Here is a 22,657-nt window from a genome sequence, read left to right on the forward strand (position 1 = left end):
GGTTTTAAGGATTCTGTACGCACAGTTTATTGGTTTCTATTTCATCGATGGGGATGTAATAGATGATCTTCGGATTATCAGGCTGCACTACCATGCCGGCATAACCGGAAGGATTTACCGCCAGGTTGATATCCGATTCTTTCAGGCCCGGTAAATGATACCCCCAGTAGGTTCTGTTCATGGGCTTCTTATTGCGGTACACATCATAGGCGCGGTGACCTTCAAAGGCGAGTTCCAGTCTCCTTTCCTTTAGCACCACATCCAGTGCGGTTTTCCCGGCAGGCAACTGTTGATGATACAATGCACCCGACAAGCCGCGGTTGGTGCGGATCATATCCAGGTCGTCGAGCGCCGCGGCTGTTTTGCCCGCTTTGGCTTCGGCTTCCGCCCTGTTCAGGTACATTTCCGCAAGGCGGAAAAGAATGGGTGAGCTCAGCGTAGGACTTCCCCCCTGACCAGAGAATTTGGAGATATAGTAGATATCGATGCCATTCTTTTGCTGCAATACGCCATTGTCATCTTTCAGGGGTATAATATATTTCCAGCGTACATCCTCCGGGTTAGCGGACATGGTATCCCTCAGCGACGCGGACGCAAATTCCTCTCCCCAGCCGGAGTTACCGTTGGAATAGATCATAGAGGCGATAGAACCAAACTTACCGTAGTCGTCCAGTTGCGTAAAGGCCACACAGAAAATGGTTTCAGTACCGGCGGCTGCGTTGGCAAACAGATCGGGATAAGTAGCGGAGGTAGCCAGTGAATAGCGGCCGGATGAAATTACCTGCGATGCGAAGTAAGTGGTGCTGTCGTTGTTCCCTTCATACAGGTATGCCCGGGAAAGCAGTGCCCATGCCGCTTCGCGGGAAGCGTACTGTGATCCCCTGCTTTGCGACATCAGTTCCGCTCCTTTCCTGGCGTCTGCAATGATCTGTGCATATACTTCTCCTACGCTGGCCCGTGCCTTTTGTGCAGGATCGCTGGTAGAAGTACGCAGGATTACACCGGGAGCGCCGGGGTTCTGTGCGTATGGCATGGCGAATAATTTCACCAGGTTAAAATGACTGAAAGCTCGCAGAAAGTAGCATTCACCCAACATCTGTTGCGTGGTAGCATCAGGATTGGCCTGCTTTTCCACCGCTTCAATAACGGTGTTGGCGTCGTTGATAATTTTATAGGAAATATACCAGAAATAGCGTGTATTCGTTTGCGTTGGCGAGTGGCCAAGTGAGAAACTATAAAACAGGGGATCTTCTGTTGTTTGTCCGCATACAATATCATCGCTGGCAAAATCCGACAACTGGAAATACTGCCGCAGGTACATATTGTTATCATCGGTGGTACCATTAAACGGCACGTGATCTTTCAGCAGTGAATATGCTCCGTTCACGGCATTTTTCAGCCCTTCGGGAGAACCTGTAATGGTTTCTGTGGTGAGGGCATCGCTTGGATTCACATCTTTCATACAACCTGTTTGCCATAACAACACAGGCAGTAGTATTAATATTATAATCGCTGATCTCATGACAGGCATTTTAGAATCTGAAATTAATGTTGAACAGGTACTGGCGGTTGTTGGGATACTTGAAATCCGAAACGCCCGGCATCACCTGTGATCCGGGTGTGATGGTAGTTTGCGGATCCTGTCCCAGGAAATTGGTGAACGTATGCACGTTATCGGCGGTGAAGCCAACGGTTACACCATCGAGGCGCCACCTGTTTACCAATGCTTTTGGCAGTTCGTAACTCAGACTGATGTTACGCAATGCCCAGAAACTGCCGTCTTTCAAAAAGCGTGTAGACGTTTGCGTGCTGTTGGCAGAATTCTGCGGACTGGGCTCCGTGGCATTGTCGCCGGGCTTTGCCCAGGTACTGCTGCCTTTGGGCAGGTTCACCTGGTTATAGTAAGGTTCGTTGCCATCATTTTCCACAAAGCGAAGGTTATTACTGTATACTTTGTTGCCGGAAAGGAAATAGATATTTGCGCTTAAAGAGATACCGCTATAGGTAAAGGTGTTGGTCATACCTCCCTGGAACTTCGGCAGCGCGGAGCCTACCTCCTGGTAGGTGGCGCTGGCATAATCCGAGGTTGATGACCTGCTGCCATCTTTATCCACCACTTCCCACAGAGGTGCGCCGGTTTGTTTATCTACCCCTAACCACTTGGGCATATAAAATTCATACAGGTTACCGCCATTGCGGTAGATCTGTGAAATACTCCAGGTAGATTGTGTGTTGATGATACTGGCCGGGAATTTTTGCAGCTTGTTAGTGTTGAAGTTGATATTAAAATCGGTGCTCCATTGGAATTTCCGGCCGCGGATATTCACCGAGCTGATGCCTAGTTCCACACCGTTATTCACCAGCTCCCCTACGTTCTGCCAACGTGTTTCAAAGCCAACCGACAGTGGTTGTGATACCTGCAGCAGCAGGTTTTTGGTGATATTGTTATACACATCCACACTCAGGTCAATACGCTTAAACAACCCGATATCGATACCGCCGTTCCACTGGTATTTGCTTTCCCACGTGAGATCCGGGCTGGGCAGCTGTGATGGTGTTGCCGCTATTTGTCCGTTGTACTGACTAGCCAGTGAAAACAACGCCAGGTAGCGCGATGACCCTATGTCCTGTGTACCGGTAACGCCGTAACTGGCGCGGAGTTTCAGATTAGTGAACACCGCATTATCTTTCAGAAAATCTTCATTACTCATTAACCATGCGGCAGAAACAGATGGGAAAGATGCCCAGCGGTTACCGGATGGGAAATTGGAAGAGCCATCCACACGGAATGATCCTGTGAGGAAATATTTATCCAGGTAACTGTAGTTTACCTGTGAGATGAACGACTGTATAATGGCTTCATTGATACTACCATTCACGATCTGGCTGTTAGCTACTACGTTCAGCACTTTTAACCCGGCGGGCAGTCCTTTCCCGGAGGCGCCCAGCACGTCAGTATTGCTGCCTTCAAACGCTACGCCCGCGAGGCCGCTGATGCGGTGATCGCCCATACGGAAATCTACTTTCAGCAGGTTGTTGGAGATGTATCCATAGTTAAGTGTACTGAATTCACTGAGGTAACCGGTACTATGGTATTGCCCCGCCACATCCGGCGAATACCAGGTTTTATTTTTATTGTATCCCAGCGAAAGCCGGTTAGTACTGGTAAAGGTGAGCCAGTCGGTGATACCGATGTTAAGCCCCATGTCATAATTCACATCAAAATTTTTGTAGGGATGCTCTGAATTATTAATGGTGTGAATAGGATTTACCTTATCGCGTGACCACCATTTGAAGGGCGAGTTACCATCTACATACAATGCTTTACCGGAGCTGTCGTACGGGTTATCCCAGGGCATGTTGAGATAAGCATAATACATATCGTTGTAGTCGTATGTTTTACCAAAGGAGCCGCTGAGGTTGATGTTGTTGGTTAAGCTGATACGTTTAGTGAAGTGGTAGGTAGAATTGGCTCTCAGGTTTACGCGCTGGTAGTTGGTATTCATAAAAGTTCCTTTCTCGTTGTAATAAGAGAGGCCCAGGTAGTAGTCTGATTTTTCCGACTTGCCACTGGCGGAGAGATATATGTTCTGCATGGGTGCGCGTTGGAACATATCGGTTAACCAGTTGTAGTTCTGGTTGCGCAGGTCGAGCGGCCGCTCATTATAAAATTTCAGCAGGTCTATTTTGTAGGAGTTGTTGGAAGCGCCGGGAATATAGTCGCGGTAATATTCTTTCTGGCGTTCATACAATTCGCTGCCGTTCATCATGTCCATGGTGCCAAAGTCGGGTGTGCGGAAGCCGGTGGTTACTTTTGCCTGGAACTGTATTTTACCCGAGGCGGCTCTTTTGGTGGTGATGATGATCACACCTGCGTTGGCCTGCGAGCCGTACATGGCAGTGGCGCCGGCATCTTTAAGCACCGTTACGCTTTCAATATCGTTGGGGTCGTAGTTGCCGCCAATGATACCATCCACTACTACGAGCGGGCTTTGCGACGCGTTGACCGAAGAAATGCCGCGCATGCGGATTTCTGCTGCGGCGCCGGGCACACCGGAACTGCTTACCACCTGGAGGCCGGCTACTTTGCCTTGCAGCATAGTACCTACATCGTTGGTGGTAACGTCTTTCAGTTTTGCGGCGTCTACAACGGTAACGGCGCTGGTTAATTCGCTTTTCTTTTTATCGGAGTAGCCTACTACCACTACCTGGTCCAGCTGACTGTTGGCGGTTCGCAGGGTTACCTGCATGCCGTTGCGGGCGGGCAGTTCCTGTTTATCATAGCCGGTGAAAGTGAATACCAGTATTTCGCCGGCGTTGGCGGCTACAGTGAATTGCCCGCCGGCATTGGTAGCGTTGCCCCTGCTGGTGCCTTTTACGATTACGGTAGCGCCGGGGAGTAGTGTGCCGTCAGGGCCACGTACTATACCGGTAATACGGCCAGTGGTATCCACTGGCAGCGGCGGGGGATCGGACTTTGGGCGGATAACGAATACGCCGTTGTTGATAGAAAACGTTACCGGCTGGTGTTGCAGGCATTGCTCCAATACCGATTGCACGGAGGCGCTGCTTACCTGTAAGGTAACCGGGGTGGTATTTTTGAGGGCGGATTCATTGTATACGATGGTAGCCCCCGATTGCAGGATTATTTCTGCAAATACTTTCTGTAACGGCATATTTTTCACAGAGAGGGTAACCTGTTGTGAAAAACTCCTGGCGCTTACATGTAGGCAGGCGATCAGGATAAGCCAGGTGGTCATTTTCATAACCCGCAAAATTTTGGTTAATAAAAGTCCCTTTGGGAGAAATGGTATCTCCTTAAATTTTAAATGCATACTTTTAATAAGGTTTAGAATTCTTAAATGATCGTCGCTGATCTTACAGGATGCTGAGCTGCTGCCGGGGGTGTGTCACCACCTCCGGCTTTTTTCATTGTTCAATGTGTTACTTCATATGCTTTTTTTACAGGTTTTACGGTAATACCACTACTTTATTTCCATCTGTTTTAAAGTGATTAGTTCCGTTTTCTTCTAACACGCGCAATACGGCTGACAAATTAAGATTCCGGCTGATTCCGCCACCATACAGTTCTTTACCGGGTGGGGACTGATACACAATTTCCACATCATACCAGCGGGCAATTTCCCGCAGTATGGTTGGCAGGTCCATATTATTAAATACAAAGAGTCCGTTTTTCCAGGCCATAATTTTATTGACGTCGGCATCGCGAACGGTGAGCTGGTGGCCTGACAGGGCCAGCACGGCCTGCTGACCGGGATGCAGGATCTTATCCTGTACTTTTATTTTTCCATCCACCAGGGTAGCGTTGATCGTAGGTTCATCGGGGTAGGCCATCATATCGAAGCGGGTGCCCAGCACCAGCACTTCCATTTCATTGGCCTGTACTTTAAAGGGTTGTGCGGCGTCGGCGGCAATTTCAAAGTAGGCTTGTCCCTGCAGGATCACTTTCCGTTCTGCTCCCTGGAAACTTGTAGGGTAACGCAGGGAAGTGGCGGAGTTGAGCCATACCCTGGTACCGTCCGGCAATACCAGCTGGAATTGGCCACCACGGGGCACGGTGAGGGTATTATACACCACTTCGCCGGTGGCATCACCTGCCTGGTAGGCCAGTTGTCCTTTTTCTTTTTTGATGATGTTTGCGCCGCCTTGTTTACCGAGGGCGCCATTGGCTGCGTCATCGAGCGTGATAGTGCTGCCATCGGCCAGGGTAAGCATGGCTTTTTGGTTGGCCGGCGCTTTATCTGTTGCGGTGGCGTTATCCGCCATCATATTTTTTTGTGGAGATGGATACCGGTGCTGCCACCCTATTTTCCCGGCTACTGCTACCAGCGCCAGCAGGGCCGCCGCAGCGGCATAACGCCAGAAGGGGATCTTTTTCACTTTGGGCGCCTGCATCACCGGCTTCAACCTGTTCAGCAGCCGCTGTTCCAGCATCCGTCGGTCTTCCCCTGGCTCCACTGGCAGCTGCACTTCGCTGTCGTCGAAGCTATCATACCACTCGTGAAGCGCTTCCACTTCTTCGGGTGAAGCATTGCCTTTCAGGTAACGTTGGATCAGGTCTTTTAGGTGCTGCATAATAACAGAGTACAGAAATTCTGCTGTTACCCTTAGTTGTTTTTAGATTTTTTTTCAGAAGAAGAAAGAAAGATAGGGATACACGTCTTTCAGGCGAACGCGCAGGTGTTTCAGGGCCTTTGTCAGATGGGCTTCCACCGTTTTTTCCGACAGTTGCAGGGCGGCGGCGATTTCTTTATTGCTGTACTGATCGCGGCGGCTGTATAAAAATACGAGGCGGCATTTTTCGGGGAGGTGGGCGATTTCCTGTCCCAGCCGCTCCTGGAGGCGGCAATAATCCAGGTGGTCCATATCGGGGTTTTGCACCAGTTGCTGCGCCATATCAGCCGTATCCAGCGGATGATCCGGCAATAAACGGCTGATCTGCCGGAACACGGCATACCGGGTAGCTGTAGCCAGGTACCCGGAAAGATGGCGGATATCCAGCTCCCCTTTTCGTACCCACAGGCTGGCCAGTACTTCCTGCACTACATCTTCCGCTGCAGCGCGGGTACGCAGGCGGTTGTATGCAATAGCATACAGTTTCTCCCAATAACGATGAAATATTTCGGTATACGCCGATTCATCGGATTGCCGTAGTCTTTGTAATAGCGCTATGTCACTTTGTTCCTCCACGTGTGGTAATTGGTTGATATCCGGGTGCGCTATAAAAATAAGTAAAATGCGGCGGATTTTGTCTTTATCAGGATTACGCTGATTATACTGATTAGTTTGATTTTTACTTTTGGATTTTTTTTAGATTTTTAGATTAATAACATTAAGGGAGATAAAAGCGAATATATCCGCTTATATCTCCCTTAATCCTTTATAAAATCACAAAAGTAAAAATCAAACTAATCAGTATAATCAGCGTAATCCTGAGAAAGACAACCTCCGCGTGATCGCCGAAGGCGATCCTCGCTAGAGGGCGTGTACGCTCGCTCCCCAGCGGCGATCGGGCGAGCGCCCCATTTCCAGCTCCAGTGTACCGCCCTGCATGAGTTGCTGGTGGGTGAAAAAGGGAGAGGTAAGTACTTCTCCGTTCAGGCGGGCGCTTTGGATATATTTATTGGTATCCGAACAGTGGTTGGCAATAATGGTGAAGCGGCGGTTTTCCGGAAGGGTAATGGTGATCCTGCTGAATATGGGACTGCCGATGGTATAGATGGGGATACCGGGCGTAACGGGGTAAAAGCCCATAGAGGCAAACACTACAAAGGCGCTCATGCCGCCGCCATCTTCGTCGCCGGGGATACCGAATACATTGTCTTTAAACCAGAGGTCCAGTAAAAAGCGGACGCGCTTCTGCGTTTTCCAGGGGGCGCCGGCATAATTATACAGCCAGGGAATGTGAAAGCCGGGTTCGTTGCCCATAGAAAATTGTCCCACGAGGCCAGTGGCATCCGGGAACTTGTGCCATAGTTCATAACGGGGCATGCCGGGATCTTTGCGGAACAGTTCATCCAACCTGGCTTCAAAACGTTTTTCGCCGCCCATTAAACTGATGAGCGCAGGGAGGTTATGTTGCACCTGCCAGAGATAGGTCCAGCCGTTGTTTTCATCGTAATAGTCGCGGCCACCAGGCCCGCCGTCGAAAGCGGGATCTATATTGATCCAGTTGCCGGCAGCATCCTTTGGCATAAAAAAGCCATTGCCCGGGTTCCAGAGGTGGCGGTAATTTTCGCCGCGCGCAGCAAACAGCCGGGCATCGGCATCCTGCTTTAATGCCGCTGCGAATTGCGACAAGGCCCAGTCATCGTAACTATGCCCTAACGTAACGGCTACCGCCTGCCGCTTTTCAAAAGGATGTACGGTGTTGACGGTTTCACTGTCGCCGGGTGATAAAGCAGGATAATATCCGTGGGTGTAATAAAAAGAATCGAGCGGACCATTGGGTCCATTGCGCCAGGGCAGCATGGTAGCCATCAATGCGTTCTTCTTCATCCCGGCGTATGCTGTATCCGGGTCTGTTAACGGAATGCCTTTGCGCAGGGCATCGAGGAAAACAATGGTGCTGTGAAACCCGTTCATACAGGGATGATCGCCATACAACCGGGGAAAGGTCGGCATCCAGCCACTTTGCCGGTACATTTCCGTATAGGACTGCAGCATGTCGGCTTCCTGTTGCGGGTGGAGGATCATGCGAAGGGGATGCAGCGCCTGGTAGGTATCCCAGGTGGCGTCATCTACATAAAACGGGCGGGTAGTATGATTTACTTTTTTATTATACCCGCTGTAGTAAAGCGTATCTTCTGCGATATCCACCATCCGCTCGTGGCAGCGGTACAGGGCTGTATAAAAAGAGCGGCGCTGCGCTGTGGTGCCCCCTTCTACCCTGATCTGATCGGTTATTGCCTTCCATCGCTGCTGAGCATTATTTTGTACTGCGGTGAAATTCCTGTTACCTATCTCCCGTTTAAAACTATTTTCCGCACTCGCCATGCTAACATAAGAAATGGCGTACTTCAGGGTAATGATGTCAGTGGTGGTATCCGGGAAGGAAAGGTATTGCAGTGTATCCGTGAGCGTTATAACGTTAACGGGCGTATTAAATTCTCCATACAAGTATACCGGTACATCATCATGATAAAATGTTTGTGCAGTAAGGGAGGTTCCGTTGGTGTGATACCCGGCGCTATCGAGCAATAAATATTTCCGCATGCCGGCAAGATAGGTAAAACGATAGATCCCTGTTTTACTTCCTGGCGTGAACTCCACAGTGGTATTGCTTTCCAGCAAATCGGCGTGATAATACCAGGGGTGAATAATTTCCCGGTCGTAGGTTTGTTTTTGTTGCCAGGCGGCGGGTGTAAGTTTACCGGTAGCAGGTTGTACAACAAACAAAGGCCCGCTGTTGTGTGCGGCCACCTGCAATGGAAATCCGCTGACCTGATCATCGGTGTGATCTTTCCTCAACGGGTATACGCGGATCATTTGATTGGGCAGCTGCATCACAGGCCTGGTCGGCTGCAATAACGTGGAAATATTGCCGATAGTAGGGTCGATATACTGTTCTGTACTAATTTGCGGGTTGGTGCTGCAACCATATAGAAACAGTAAGGCGATTACCGGCAGGTAACAGAAAGGTGACTGCATAGAATGCCTGTTCATAACACGGGCCCGCATCAGCAGGCCCGTGTTGATAAAAAAGAGGTGATTATTTACGGTATTCCACCGTAGCCATTACGGGGAAGTGATCTGACGGCTCCCTGGCAATATATTTTGACATACGCACTTCTTTGGGGAAGTTGGCGTTTGCCTCAGGAGTGGCGCCCTCCGGGCGTTTGCTGCGATAGGTATCGGTAAGGATACCATAACGGCTCACTTTAAACTGTTTGGTCAGAAAAATATGATCGATACGACTGTCCGTTTTGCTGTCGGTTTTAAAGCTGTTGAAGGTACCGTTCAGCGCGTAGCGGATGGCGGTGGTTTCATATGCGTCTTCCAAAACACCGGAGGTGTGCAGTACTGCATACGAATCACTGGTTTGGTCTACGTTGAAATCGCCGGTAAGGATCACCGGTTTGTTACCGGTCATCTCTTTTATTTTTGCAAGGATCAGTTTTGCACTTTCTGAGCGGGCAACCACACCCACATGATCCATGTGGAGGTTAAAGAAATAAAAGGTAAATCCTGTTTTAATTTCTTTAAACTCGCCCCAGGAGCAAATCCTGGGCAGCACAGCATCCCATCCTTTATTGGGCCGGTCGGTAATGGTGGACATCCAGAAATCACCTTTTTTCAGCAGTTTGAATTTCGATGTTTTATAGAAGATAGCCGAGTATTCTCCTTTTGTTTTGCCATCGTCGCGGCCTATGCCGATATAATCGTAACCGGGCAGGCTGTTTTTCACATCTTCCAGCTGGTGGTATAAACATTCCTGGGTACCAAAAATGTCAAAGTCGTGGAACGCAATCAGCGAGGCGATCACCGGGAACCGCTGTTTCCAGCCATTGCCTGCAATGGAATCGTCTTTGTTGTTATCATTGCGCATATTGTAGGTGGCTACATTAAACTTTTGCGCTTTTACCCCGTAGGAGAAAATGACTACACAGGCCATTACCAGCATTATGCTTTTCTTCATCTGTTGCTATTTATACGGTTATCAATACTACTCTTCCCAGCCTGGATTCTGCAGCAGGTTTGGATTGAGCTGAAGGTCGTTGTAAGGAATGGGATACAGGTACTTGCGTTCCAGCCATTCTTTTGGTACGTTATCCAGCCAATGCAGTTCACCGTAAGTGCCATGCGACAGCTGCTGTGGATTTACTCCGCTACCCAGTTGAGGAGATACGTTGATATAGGTAACTCCCTTTACAGGATTGGCCGGCATCGTTTGATAGAAGCAAACATCCAATACGCCATCGCTGTCGAGATCCATCGGCACATTCAGCGCCGGCACGTACATACCGTTCCAGGAACCAGTGAGCAACGGCGCCTGTCTCCATCTTACCAGGTCATAAAAACGGAAGCCTTCCAGTACCAGCTCTATGCCTCTTTCCCGCCTGATTTCCAGCAGGGAAGGATCGGTAATATCGTTAAAATAATTGCTTTTTAAATAGCTATCAATGACCACCGGTTTACTGGCAATACCACCGGTAATACCGGCACGGGCACGCAGTGCGCCTACGGTTATTTTCCAGTCATCATCGCTGAGCAGCTTCAGTTCTGCGCGGGCCTCCGCATAGTTCAGCAGGATTTCCGCATAGCGCATGAGGCTAATAGCGTTGATGTTGTTGGTACCATTATCGTAATAAGTGTCGTCCAGGCACCATTTAATAGGCATATAACCTGTATAGGTATACGAAAATACCGGCGGTGCAGACACCACAGTTCCGTTGCTGGTGCGCTTGTATCCCGGCGTGCGGATGGTTTGCTGAAGGCGGTTATCGCGGCCCAGTGTTTCTTTATTAAACGGCAGCGTATCATATCCCGGTGTGCTGGTAAAAGGCGTACCATCCACATTGAGATAAGTGTTCACAAATTTGCGGGTGAAACTAAGCCGGGAGCCATAGGTTGCGCTGGTATACCACCAGTTGGCATCGTTAAAGGCGCCGAGACTGGCATTGGCAATATTGGCCAGCATCACTTCAGCGGTAACCGGCGCCGTGCTGGTAAATAATTGCCGATATGAGGCCGTGGCGCCACCGATCTGGTTCAAACTAAACGCCTTACTATCGATCACCGTTTTAGCGGCGGCGGCAGCGGCGGTCAGGAGACTGTCGGCCCCACCCGCCAAGCCCAGCTGCGTCTGGTATTTGCGGAAGGTGCCTTCAAACAGGCATACGCGCGATTTAAATCCGTACACCACATTTTTAGTGATCTGGCTGCAGGTAGGATCATTGGTGAGCGTAATATTGGCAGCGGCGTAGTCCAGGTCGGCGATCACGGAGTCCATGATCTTTGTACGCGGATCACGGCCTGCATATAACGCGGGATCATCTACTTCAAAGGGTTTACCAATCCAGGGTACATTGCCGAAACGTTTTATTTTATCGAAGTAAAAGTATGCCCTGAAAAAACGGGCCAGTCCGAGGTAGTTATTTCTTATTGCTTCCGGTACGCGCTGATCAGTACAGTTGGCGATAAAATAATTGATGTTGCGCAAATTTTTCCAGTCCCATCCCGTAGCAGTCCTGGAAGTATATCCGCCCTGTCGTAAAAAATCTGGAACGGAATTCACGGCACTGTAATCGGCCATTCCGTCTGCTTTATAGATATCATTGATACCGGGTAGTACGTCGTAGAAAGAGTTAGCATAGAGTTTCAGACCATCGGCACTTCCAAACACGGCGTCTTTAGTGGCGGTGGATACCGGCGATTGATCCAGGTTCTTTGCACAACCGGTCATAAACATCCCTGCTGCCAGTATCAGTGCCGCCCTTTTCCGGAGTAATGCAGTTATATATTGTTGCATAGCTTTTCCTTTTTATTTATCAGAGTGTGATGTTGATCCCGATCGTATAGCTTTTCAAAATGGGATAATTATTACCATTACCGGAACTGTTCTGATCCGTTACAGCATCGGAACGGCGGATACTTTCCACATCAAGGTCGCGGGTAACTTTATACAGCGGCGACCACGACCAGAGGTTTTCCGCGGAGAGATAAACGCGTGCGGACGTCATCCTGGCACGCGATACCAGCGAGTGTGGGAGGTTATAACCCAGCTGCAGGTTTTTGAGCCGTATGTATGCCACATTTTGCAGGTATTTTGATTGCGGCGGGTTTAATTCACCCGCGCCGTTTTGCGCCACATACCCGCGATAGCGTGGGAAGTATGCATCCGGGTTGTCTTCCGACCAGATCTTTCCCTGCTGTGATTTAGGCATAAAGTTATAGGGCCTGTTATACTGTCCCCAGAATACATCTGACTCTGATCCCGGCCACCAATCCTGTTGTAATACACCCTGGAAGAAGGCGCCGATAAAGAAGTTATTCCAGTCGGCGCTCAGGTTGATGCCATAGGTATACCGCGGCAGGGTATCACCGATGATGGTAAGATCTCCATGCTGGCTAAGTGTATTTGCACCATTATTAATATTAGGATCGCCGTCCAGGTTTTTAAACCGGATATCGCCTGGCAGCCATTGTCCGCTGTTGGAGGCTTTAAAGAGGGCCTGTGTTTTGGCGGCCTGGGATACGTTATCTTTTGTCCAGTAGCCATCGTTGGTATAACCCCATATTTCACCGAAGCGCTGCCCCACATAATAATCCGTGAGTTTATTATTGGTGTTGTTGTATTTGGTGATGGTGGCTTTATAATCGGCCATAGAAACGCTTACTGCGTAGTGCAGTGGCTTTGCTGCTACATTAAACTGGTCTTTCCACCCCACAGTTACTTCCCATCCTACTGTTTTCAGGTCGGCATAGTTTCCTTTGGGTACATCTGTACCAAATACAGCGGGAAGTGTTTGTCCTACGGTGAACATATTTTTGGTGATTCTCGTATAGGCGTCCCCGCTAATGGTGAGATGGTCATTGATAGCAGAGAGGTCCAGTCCGAGGTCGCGGGTGGTGGAGGTTTCCCAGGTAAGGCCATCCGGCAGCACCACAGGTTGTGATGTTTGTTGCTGCTTTACACCGTTGATCACGCGGGATGATTGTGTGATGGCCAGTTTTTCCTGGTAGGCGTAGGATGCCACATTACCATTACCCAGGGAACCATAGGATCCTCTTATTTTCAGATCGGAAATAATTTTTGGTGATACTTTCCAGAAAGGTTCCTGTGCTACCCGCCAGCCTGCGGATACGGAGGGGAAGAAAGCATAGCGCTGATCGGAAGGAAATTTCGACGAACCGTCGTAGCGGCCGTTCACTTCCACGAGGTAGCGGTCTTTATATGCATAGTTCAACCGGAAGAATTCACCCATGATGGCCCAGCGGTCGTAGCCGCCGGTGGTGTTTACATTGGTGCCGAGCGCGAGACTGAGATCTTTGGCATCGCTGTACACCAGGCCGTTGCGGGTGGTAGCGAATCCTTTGTAGGTCGACTGCTCATAGTTGAACCCAACGAGGGCTTTAAAGTAATGCACATCTCCCCCAAAACGGTTTTCATATTCACCATACAGATTAGAGGCGAGGTAGAGGGTATTGTAATTGCTCATCATAAGATCGTTGTAGGCGTTGCCCACATAAGCAATTACACCTGGCGCTGCGCTGTAAGGTACGGGTACGCGTAAACGTTTCTGGTTATCGGCGGTATTCTGGAAGGTAAAGTCGCCTTTCAGCCTGAATTTATCTTTATAAATATTTGCTATAAAGCCGGTGGTGTTTCTGAATACCTGTTTGTTCCAGTCGAGTCCGTTTTTACCATAATACATATCCCCTACCGTGTAAGCGGCAGAGGCGGTGAGGGTACCATCCGGGTTGAGCAGCATGGAAGAAGGATGCGCTTCATCGGCCATATTGCGCCAGATACCACCCCCTTCGCCTACGTTGAGCGGGTTGTGATAATCCCTGTTGGAAAATTCTGTATTGTTATACACCTGTAAAAAGGGGAACAGCTGGATGTTTCCTTTTGCGCGCAGGTTATACATTTTATAATCGTCGGTGTTAAAGCGGAACAACCCATCCTGGCCATAATAACGACCCGTGAGGTAGTAGCTGGCTTTACCGCTGCTGCCGGAAACGGTGAGATTCTGGTCTGTAGCGGTGGTATGGTTTTTATATAGCAGGCCGTACCAGTCGGTATTGCCATAATACTCATAGTTACCTGCGGCATTCACGATTGTTTTTGGCAGGGAGGGATCATCCTCATGCGCTTTCAGGGCATCCAGGTATGCTTTGGAGAAGGGTTGTGTTTTATTGATGTTTTGCGGCGACTGGGAATAATCATTCCAGGCGCTCCAGGCCTCATTGAAGTTTTTGGCATATTCGTAACCGTTAGTCACCATATCGGGAACGGTAGTAGGCTTTTTAATAGAGTAATTAGAGGAGTAGCTCACACTCAGCCTGTCTTTCACCGGTGTTTTTGTGGTGATGAGTACCACGCCGAATGCGGCTCTTGCGCCATAAATGGCGGCAGAAGATGCATCTTTTAATACAGTGACGCTGGCCACGTCGGCGGGGTTGAGCATAGCCGGATCCCCTTCTACCCCATCGATAAGGATAAGGGCACTTCCTCCCTGTCCGATAGATGTTGTACCGCGGATATTATAGGCGGGCGACTGGATCGGTTTTCCATCGCCGGGTACCAGGTTGAGGTTGGGGATCATGCCCTGTAACCCCTGACTGAGGTTTGGAAGCGGGCGGTTTTCCAGTACTTTACCGGATACCTGTGCAACGGCCCCGGTAAGATTTGCTTTCTTCTGCGTACCGTATCCTACCACTACCACGTCATTGAGGTTGGATATATTATCTTTTAATACTACCTGGATATTAGTTTGATTACCTACGGCGAGGGTATCCGGTTTGTATCCGACAAAACTGAATATGAGGCGGTCGCCGGCAGTAGCATTGATACTGAAATTACCCTTGGTATCGGTGTTGGTACCGGTGCCCGTGCCCGACAGTTTAATAGACACCCCCAGCAACGGCTGGCCGGCGTCGTCGACCACCCTGCCCTTTACCGGGTGCGATTGCGCAGTGCTTCTGAATGCGTAGCCTAGCAGCAGTAGAATGCATAACCATCTCTTCATGGTGATTCTTTGATTTTGTAGATCAGGAATAATAAAATGTCTGCTGCAAATAAGGAAGTGCGGGTTAACGGGCGGGTTAACTGGTGATTAATGGCGTGAATTAACCCAAAATAAATTATGAAATGCGTGTATAATCGCCTAAATTAACACTAGAAAAGTTTCTTAAACTAAAGTTAACTTTCAGATCGGAGATAATACTTATTTAGCGAGTAATTTGCCACGTTATTGAAAGCCGGTGACCCGCTTTTACCATAGGATAATTGAAAAATTCTTACAGCAATAATTGTAAGGCCGCCAATGTACAGATCTACTCTTTTGTTATTAACGTTACTGACTATTACTATCATCAGCAAAGCCCAGGAAGCTTACGGACTGGAGTTTGCGTGCAAGAATATCCCGCAGGAATCGCGCACTTCCCTTGATCTTTTCCCCGGGCAACCTTTGGTTGTGAAAGATAAATATGCCCTTTCGTTTGACCTGTCTTTCCTTCCTTTTTCTTCTTCCTATTTCGGGTATATTTTCCGGATAACCGATGAAAAGAAACAAAATATTGACCTGATATATAATGTACATACGTATGCGTTTAATGTGGTTACCGGTAATGAATTTTCCGGGATTTCTTTTAAGATAGACCGGGATTCCCTGTACCATCAATGGAATAACATCCGGCTGGACATTAACACCCGTGCGCATACGCTGCTCGTTACTGTAAACGGGAAAGCAGTAAAGAGTATCCGTCACCCGGTTATTTCCGGACACCAGCTGAATATTTGCTTCGGCGCCAATTACCGCAAAACATTCAAAACCTTTGATGTAGCGCCCATGCGGCTCAAGGATGTGAAAATTTCCGCCGGGCAGGAGTTGCTGCACCACTGGCCGCTGGACCAGGTAAGCGGTACGGTTGCAAAAGATGGGTTCACCGGGCAAACTGCCACCATTAAAAACCCCATTTGGCTGCGGCCACAATTCACCGAATGGCAGCTGGCCGACTCCTTTTCTATTAACAGCAATGCCAGTGTAGCGATGAACCCCGCTACTGAAAATGTGTATATCACGGGGAGGGATTCCATATATCAATACAGTTGCAGTTCGCACACATTGGCTGCCAGTACGCTCGGGCAGCCACAAGGCACTCCCGCCGGGATCCGGTCGGCATACGACATTGCGCGGCATCAACTGTACAATTTATTTCCCGACAGGCAACAGGTGGCCCGGTTTGATTCGGGTACCGCCAGCTGGAGTCAGTCTATTGATGCGGATGCAGTAACCAACTACTGGCATTCCAATATTTTCTTCTCCTTATACGACAGCGCCATTTATTCACTGGGCGGATATGGCGACTTCCGCTATAAAAATGAGGTACACCGGTATGATCCTGGTCATCAGAACTGGGATACCGTACATGTAACCGGCGACTTTTTCACGCCACGCTACTTAGCCGCCGCCGGCGCCAACAACGCGGGGGATTCTGTTTATATACTGGGTGGCTACGGCAGTATTACCGGTGACCAGCTGCTGAATCCACATGCGCTGTACGACCTCATGCTGTTTGATGTAAAGCGCAGGACCTTCAAAACTATTTATAAGCTGAAGGAACCGGAAGAACCTTTTGCTTTGGCCGGTAACATGATCATCAACAGCGCGCACCAGGAATATTTTGCACTGACATTTCCCAATGACCGCATGAATTCTTCCCTGCAGCTGATCCGGGGTTCGCTGAAAAACCCTACATATGTTAAAATGGCGGCCAGTTTGCCGTACAATTTCTACGATACCAAATCAGCTGCCTACCTGTTCTATTGCCCACAAAATGATAAGCTGGTAGCCATTACCTTCTTCTCTCCAAAAAATAACATTACAAAGGCAAAAATATATACGCTTAGTTTTTCACCTTACGGCCTTGCTGTAAAAGCCCCCGCCAATGAGCGTATACCCGAATACGTTATGAGGCTGCTGCTGGCAATAGCCATTGGGTTTTCCCTGTTTTTGCTGGCGGCTGGAATTTCTGCTGTAAAAATTAATAAAACAGTAAAGGAAGATGATGAGCCGGTAATGCCCACTGAGCCACAGCAGGAAGCGCCAGCGCCGCCGGTACCGGCAACAACTATCCTTCCCGCGCAACCAGCATCGGCTGTTTATTTATTCGGGCATTTCACGGTACTCGACAAAGAAGGCAACGATATCACCCGGTTATTCAGCCCGCTGCTAAAAGAACTGTTCCTGTTATTATTCCTGCATTCCTTACCGGGTAAAACGGGTATATCTTCCGAAAAAATCAATGAAATACTATGGCCGGGGCGCTCTGTGAAAGATGCCAAAAATAACCGCTCTGTAAATATTGTGAAGCTGAAAAGTATTCTCGATAAAACCGGCGCCTATACGCTCGCAAAAGAAAACGATAAATGGATCTTTCATTTTGACGATCCGCAGATACAGGTTGATCTGGCCGAGTACCTGCACTTATTGTCCGTTATTACAATCGATGGAAGCAATATTCACCGGGTTGCAGACATTGTAAAAAGAGGCGCTTTTTTGCAGGAAACAGAATACCCGTGGCTGGACAAATTCAAAGCGGATATTTCCGCGCAGGCAATTCCGCTGCTGATCCACCACCTGGAGGAACATGCAGCGGAGCCGGAAGAGGTGATCAGTATCTGTGATTGTATTCTCACCTTCGATTCGCTGTGTGAAGAAGCGGTGATGCTAAAATGCAAGGCATTGGTAACGCTGCGGCAGCATGCGTCTGCGAAGAAAATATACACTTCATTTATTGCCGAGTATGAAAGGATTTACGGAGAAACGTTTGAGATAGAATATACGAAGGCGATAGAGCAATATTAAATTAAGAAGGTGTACCATCCGATACACCTTCTTCTTACAACCGTTGGCGGATCACTTTCACCGCATCCCCTCTTTCCAGTTCATTATGCTCCTGCCAGCGGTCCTGCTGCTGTTTTACCAGCTCGTCCGTTTGCCAGGCGAGGAACTTTGCTTCCAGCCGTTCCAGGCATAGCTGTTTATTCTGCAGTTGTGAGCGGCTGTCCATTGCCAGCACCTGTAATCCGCTGGGGCGGTGGATACCACGTACGGCGGTTTCCACTTTATTCACATGCTGACCGCCCGGACCCGCGGCCCGGCAGGTTTCCAGCGTTACGTCTTTCGGATTCCACTGCACCTGTTTTTTGATATCGAATACAGATACGCCCACGAACCAGTTTTTACGTTTGTGAAATTTACGGTAGGGACTTTGTGCAATCCACTGCACCGTACCTTCCCACGATCCGCAAAAAGCCATTACATTTTTCCCCTTGAGCAGCAGCGTAGCAGAAAGCAGGGTACCGTTAATATCTCCTTTGATATTTTCCAATACCTGTATGCTGATGCCTGCTGCGCGGCCTTCCTTTATCATTATTTCCTGCACCTTTGCCACTACCCTGCAACATTCTGCAGGGCCGCGGCCCGAGGTGATCTGTATAATCATTTGTTCCATGTTGTTAGTCTTTATTCATTCTTACAATGGCGGGCATAAACCGGCCCTGTATGTCTACTAATTCCTGTTGTGCGCTGATAACATCTTCAATGTCTTTATACGCCAGCGGGTTTTCTTCCACGCTGCCGCCGATGAGGGTAACACCTGCAGCGGCCAGCATTTTTTTCAAACCGGATACGGTCATGCTTTCTTTGGCCCTTTTGCGGCTCATGGCCCTGCCTGCGCCGTGGGAGGCGGAGTATAAAGCATTGTCCACGCCCTTTCCCATTACGAGGTAGGCTGCAGTGCACATGCTGCCGGGAATGATGCCCATTTCGCCGGCATGAGCCGGGGTAGCGCCTTTGCGGTGAATGATCACGGACTGACCGTTTGCCAGAGTATCTTCCCAGGCAAAGTTGTGGTGATTTTCCACTTTTGCGAGCGACTGCAAACCCAGCGCCTTCATGAGGTTGAGGTGAATGCGGTCGTGGCACGCTTTGGCATAATCACCGGCCAGGTTCATGGCCAGCCAGTATTCCTGCCCCGCTTCGCTGTTGAGATCCAGCCAGGCCAGCTGTTGCGCCGACTTTGGCAGCTTGCAGGTGTCCATAGCGATGCGCGTGTAATGCTGCGCGATGTTAGCGCCCAGGCCACGGCTGCCGGAATGCGACAGCAATGCCAGGTACTTTTTGGGTGGCAGCTGCAAGGCATTGTCTTCCTTCAGTTCTATTAAACCGATTTCCACAAAATGGTTGCCGCTGCCGGAAGAACCTAACTGCCGCGCAGCTTTGGCTTGTAATTTCCGCAACAATTCTGTCGACTGGAACGCTGTGCTGTCGAGCACTTCATGTTCTTGTGGAAATTCCAGGCCGCCTTCCATGCCAAAGTGCGTGTATTCTTTCAACGCCACTTTTACCTGGTGGGAGAAGCGTTTTAAAAAGCTTTCACCTTCATCAAAGATGGTGAGCGCCATTCGGCAGCCAATATCCACGCCTACTGCAAACGGCAGCACGGCATTATCTGTAGCCAGTACGCCGCCGATAGGCAGGCCGTAGCCCGTGTGTGCATCCGGCATGAGGGCGCCCTGTATGGTAACAGGCAAAGACATCGCCGTTTCCATTTGTTGCTTGGCGGAGCGTTCTATTTCTTTGGCGCCGTATACTTTCAGCTGGCCTGTTTTTTCCAGCAGGTCGTACGACTGAAAATTGCATTCCACCGGTTCATCCATAAAGGTATCAGCTATTTTTCCCAGTATTTCGTGGGAGCGATAGCTGGCCGGATCAGCTTTGATGGCGGTTAACAGCGCTATAAGATCTGTCTTCGTTTCGTGTTTGAAATGCTTTGATATAATATTGATGACGAGGCTTCTGGCCTGGTCGTTTGTATAACCTATTTTACTAAGTTCTTTTGTTTTTATACTGCCCATAAAAGGTAATGTATGTGCCGTGATGCGGCTTTTAAAGGCACATCACGGCGGCGCCGGTAACCCGGTGCGGTATTAAATATAAATGAATGTAAATGTTGTTCCGTGCTGGAACACACCTTCCGCTGAAAGGAGAGATAAAGCAAACGGAGGCACTAACGTATCCGTATATACGAAATGTATTTATACAAAAAGTATAAGATCCATACAAGTATTATTCCGGCTTATGTAAAAGGTAAGCAGCAACGTTTGCCTGATCAGGCAAGGAGCGAAAGGAGCGATATGTGGGTACGTTCTGTCATGATTCCTTGTATTTTAAAAAGATGAAGAATAAGGAATTCGGGTGCAAAGATATAGCTATTTTATAAATACAGCCGCATTTTTTTCACATAATAATTTTAGCGCAGATAGTCGCAGATTTTAACATTTCTCCAGCCTATAAAAAAGGGTTTATAACTGTGCATGACGTAAATTTGTATGTACCCGCATTTTTAACCTCCGGAACCCGCTCCGGACGGGCTACATCAACATTATAAAACTTTTTCTTATGGACAAACAGCTCATCCGCAACGCCTATAAAGTGTACTGGCTGGAAAACGGCAAAGCGCCCGTTTCTGTTTATGCGCTCTGCAAACTTGTAGACGTTTCTGAAACCGAATTCTATGAACAATACAGTTCACTGGAAGCGGTAGAAAAAGATATCTGGTTAGCTATCTTCCAACAAACATTGGATCAACTGCATGCAGATGAAATTTATCAGCAATATAATGCGCAGGAAAAATTGCTGGCCTTTTATTTCCTCTGGGTGCAGAAGCTGAAGGAAGACCGGAGTTACCTGTTATTGCAGCGCAAACACTTCCGGTTACCGGACCTGTACCGCAACAAACTGGAAACTTTCCGTCACGCGTTTAACAAGTATGTAAGCGACCTGGTAAAAGAAGGTTATCAATCCAGCGAAATCAAGGAAAGGAAATATATCTCCGACCAGTATGTACATGGTTTCTGGTTACAGGCCCTGTTTGTGCTGAAATACTGGCTGGATGATACCAGCAACCAGTTTGAAATGACCGATGCCGCCATTGAAAAAGCGGTTAACCTGAGCTTCCAGCTGATCAAATCCAATACACTGGATAGTTTGCTGGACTTCGGGAAATTTATTTTTACGCGGAAATAAGCATCATGAAAGAACAATCCAATATTCCCACTTCCAAAGTGGAAAGGGCAGGCAAATTCGTTACGACAGGATTTAAGGTAGGTACCAACTATATCAAACACTACACCCGCAAACTGATGGATCCTTCTACCACCAAAGAAGAGCTTCACCAGGACAATGCCGCGGATATTTACGATACGCTGAGTAACCTGAAAGGCAGCGCACTGAAAGTGGCGCAGATGCTGAGTATGGATAAAGGCATGCTGCCGAAAGCCTATACCGAAAAATTCGCCATGTCGCAATACAGCGCTCCCCCGCTGAGCGGCCCGCTGGTAGTAAATACTTTTGTAAAGACATTGGGGAAATCGCCTTCACAGCTGTACGACCAGTTTGACCTGCAGGCTTCTAACGCCGCCTCCATAGGGCAGGTGCATAAAGCCACCAAAGATGGTAAAAAGCTGGCCGTTAAGATCCAGTATCCCGGCGTAGCCAATAGCGTAAAGTCAGACCTCCGTATTGTGAAACCCTTTGCCATCCGCATTGTGGGCATGAATGAGGTAGACATGGACAAATATTTTGACGAAATAGAAAGTAAGCTGCTGGAGGAAACCGACTACAAACTGGAACTCCGCCGTTCTATGGACCTTTCCAGGGAATGCGCGCATATTCCTAACCTGAAATTTCCCGGTTACTACCCTGAAATGTCGTCGGACCGGATCATTACCATGGACTGGCTGGATGGTCAGCACCTGAAAGAATTCCTGCTGACCACCCCCTCGCAGGAAGTGCGGGATAAAATTGGCCAGGCCCTCTGGGACTTTTACCAGTTCCAGGTACACAGCCTGAAACAGGTGCATGCAGACCCGCATCCCGGCAACTTCCTGATGCGCCCGGATGGCACTGTCGGCATCTTTGATTTTGGTTGTGTAAAGGAAATACCGGAAGATTTCTATGAGAATTACTTCCTGCTGGTTGACAAAGAGGTGTTAAAAGACGAGAAACGCCGGCACCAGATCTATACCAACCTGGAAATGATTCATCCGTCGGACAGCCCCAAAGAGGTGGAATTCTTCTCCGGCCTTTTCCAGCATATGATCGATTTGCTGACCCTCCCCTTTACGCTGGACAACTTTGATTTCGGCAACGAAGTTTATTTTAATGAAATATATGCCTACATGGATGAACTCTACAATATGAAAGAGATCCGTGATTCAAAGGTAGCGCGTGGCTCCAGGCATAGTCTTTATATTAACCGTACCTATTTTGGGTTATACTCCATTCTGAGCGACCTGAAAGCGAATGTGATCACCGGCCCCGCCAGGATACAGGAGCTGATGACCGCCAGGAAAATTGCTTAACAGGCTTTCCGGGGAAAATCCCGGAAAGCTTTGTTCTTT

13 protein-coding genes are annotated in these 22,657 nt (G+C 48.8%); 3 read left to right on the top strand and 10 right to left on the bottom strand.

The window, feature by feature from the left end; all coding sequences use genetic code 11:
• Positions 1-4: 4 nt before the first annotated feature.
• The 8 genes from ACLHR0_RS12485 to ACLHR0_RS12520 all read right to left on the bottom strand — a co-directional run bounded on the left by ACLHR0_RS12485 (position 5) and on the right by ACLHR0_RS12520 (position 15,215).
• Positions 5-1,522: a RagB/SusD family nutrient uptake outer membrane protein gene (locus ACLHR0_RS12485; RefSeq protein ID WP_436486974.1), complete on the bottom strand. Its 1,518-nt coding sequence runs from the start codon at positions 1,520-1,522 to the stop codon at positions 5-7.
• Between the two features lie 10 nt (positions 1,523-1,532).
• Complete coding sequence (locus ACLHR0_RS12490; RefSeq protein WP_436486976.1) at positions 1,533-4,766, bottom strand: TonB-dependent receptor; 3,234 nt, start codon at positions 4,764-4,766, stop codon at positions 1,533-1,535.
• A 205-nt stretch (positions 4,767-4,971) separates the two neighbouring features.
• On the bottom strand, positions 4,972-6,096 hold the full coding sequence (locus tag ACLHR0_RS12495; RefSeq protein WP_436486978.1) for a FecR family protein: 1,125 nt from the start codon (positions 6,094-6,096) through the stop codon (positions 4,972-4,974).
• A gap of 54 nt (positions 6,097-6,150) precedes the next feature.
• A complete protein-coding gene (locus ACLHR0_RS12500) occupies positions 6,151-6,711 on the bottom strand; it encodes an RNA polymerase sigma factor (protein ID WP_429050674.1) in 561 nt (186 codons plus the stop codon).
• 285 nt (positions 6,712-6,996) lie between these two features.
• Entirely contained in the window at positions 6,997-9,171 is a 2,175-nt protein-coding gene (locus tag ACLHR0_RS12505) for a GH92 family glycosyl hydrolase (RefSeq protein WP_436486980.1), read from the bottom strand.
• 61 nt (positions 9,172-9,232) lie between these two features.
• The gene (locus ACLHR0_RS12510) at positions 9,233-10,159 is read right to left on the bottom strand and encodes an endonuclease/exonuclease/phosphatase family protein (RefSeq protein WP_436486982.1); all 927 of its coding nucleotides are present in this window, start codon (positions 10,157-10,159) and stop codon (positions 9,233-9,235) included.
• A gap of 27 nt (positions 10,160-10,186) precedes the next feature.
• Positions 10,187-11,992 carry a RagB/SusD family nutrient uptake outer membrane protein gene (locus tag ACLHR0_RS12515; protein ID WP_436486984.1) on the bottom strand — a complete coding sequence of 602 codons (1,806 nt, stop codon included), beginning with the start codon at positions 11,990-11,992 and terminating at the stop codon, positions 10,187-10,189.
• Between the two features lie 19 nt (positions 11,993-12,011).
• Positions 12,012-15,215, bottom strand: a complete 3,204-nt coding sequence (locus ACLHR0_RS12520; protein ID WP_436486986.1) for a SusC/RagA family TonB-linked outer membrane protein — start codon at positions 15,213-15,215, stop codon at positions 12,012-12,014.
• 297 nt (positions 15,216-15,512) lie between these two features.
• Here ACLHR0_RS12520 and ACLHR0_RS12525 point away from each other — a divergent pair, with 297 nt between their 5' ends.
• Positions 15,513-18,056 (top strand): hypothetical protein, encoded by a 2,544-nt coding sequence (locus ACLHR0_RS12525; RefSeq protein WP_436486988.1) that lies wholly within the window; start codon positions 15,513-15,515, stop codon positions 18,054-18,056.
• A gap of 34 nt (positions 18,057-18,090) precedes the next feature.
• Here ACLHR0_RS12525 and prfH read toward each other — a convergent pair whose 3' ends face one another.
• The gene (prfH, locus tag ACLHR0_RS12530) at positions 18,091-18,705 is read right to left on the bottom strand and encodes a peptide chain release factor H (RefSeq protein WP_436486990.1); all 615 of its coding nucleotides are present in this window, start codon (positions 18,703-18,705) and stop codon (positions 18,091-18,093) included.
• 4 nt (positions 18,706-18,709) lie between these two features.
• Entirely contained in the window at positions 18,710-20,110 is a 1,401-nt protein-coding gene (locus tag ACLHR0_RS12535) for an RtcB family protein (RefSeq protein WP_436486992.1), read from the bottom strand.
• A gap of 544 nt (positions 20,111-20,654) precedes the next feature.
• Here ACLHR0_RS12535 and ACLHR0_RS12540 point away from each other — a divergent pair.
• On the top strand, positions 20,655-21,281 hold the full coding sequence (locus tag ACLHR0_RS12540) for a TetR/AcrR family transcriptional regulator (RefSeq protein ID WP_079470266.1): 627 nt from the start codon (positions 20,655-20,657) through the stop codon (positions 21,279-21,281).
• A gap of 5 nt (positions 21,282-21,286) precedes the next feature.
• Positions 21,287-22,618 (top strand): ABC1 kinase family protein, encoded by a 1,332-nt coding sequence (locus tag ACLHR0_RS12545; protein ID WP_436486994.1) that lies wholly within the window; start codon positions 21,287-21,289, stop codon positions 22,616-22,618.
• Positions 22,619-22,657 lie beyond the last annotated feature (39 nt).

Source organism: Chitinophaga sp. ARDCPP14 (assembly GCF_051362515.1).
Lineage (GTDB): Bacteria > Bacteroidota > Bacteroidia > Chitinophagales > Chitinophagaceae > Chitinophaga.

Bases quoted from the DNA above. Each gene is read 5' to 3' on its own strand.
- prfH (WP_436486990.1), bottom strand. From the start codon at position 18,705: ATGGAACAAATGATTATACAGATCACCTCGGGCCGCGGCCCTGCAGAA.
- ACLHR0_RS12490 (WP_436486976.1), bottom strand. From the start codon at position 4,766: ATGAAAATGACCACCTGGCTTATCCTGATCGCCTGCCTACATGTAAGC.
- ACLHR0_RS12535 (WP_436486992.1), bottom strand. From the start codon at position 20,110: ATGGGCAGTATAAAAACAAAAGAACTTAGTAAAATAGGTTATACAAAC.
- ACLHR0_RS12545 (WP_436486994.1), top strand. From the start codon at position 21,287: ATGAAAGAACAATCCAATATTCCCACTTCCAAAGTGGAAAGGGCAGGC.
- ACLHR0_RS12520 (WP_436486986.1), bottom strand. From the start codon at position 15,215: ATGAAGAGATGGTTATGCATTCTACTGCTGCTAGGCTACGCATTCAGA.
- ACLHR0_RS12495 (WP_436486978.1), bottom strand. From the start codon at position 6,096: ATGCAGCACCTAAAAGACCTGATCCAACGTTACCTGAAAGGCAATGCT.
- ACLHR0_RS12515 (WP_436486984.1), bottom strand. From the start codon at position 11,992: ATGCAACAATATATAACTGCATTACTCCGGAAAAGGGCGGCACTGATA.
- ACLHR0_RS12510 (WP_436486982.1), bottom strand. From the start codon at position 10,159: ATGAAGAAAAGCATAATGCTGGTAATGGCCTGTGTAGTCATTTTCTCC.
- ACLHR0_RS12485 (WP_436486974.1), bottom strand. From the start codon at position 1,522: ATGAGATCAGCGATTATAATATTAATACTACTGCCTGTGTTGTTATGG.
- ACLHR0_RS12525 (WP_436486988.1), top strand. From the start codon at position 15,513: ATGTACAGATCTACTCTTTTGTTATTAACGTTACTGACTATTACTATC.
- ACLHR0_RS12505 (WP_436486980.1), bottom strand. From the start codon at position 9,171: ATGCAGTCACCTTTCTGTTACCTGCCGGTAATCGCCTTACTGTTTCTA.
- ACLHR0_RS12540 (WP_079470266.1), top strand. From the start codon at position 20,655: ATGGACAAACAGCTCATCCGCAACGCCTATAAAGTGTACTGGCTGGAA.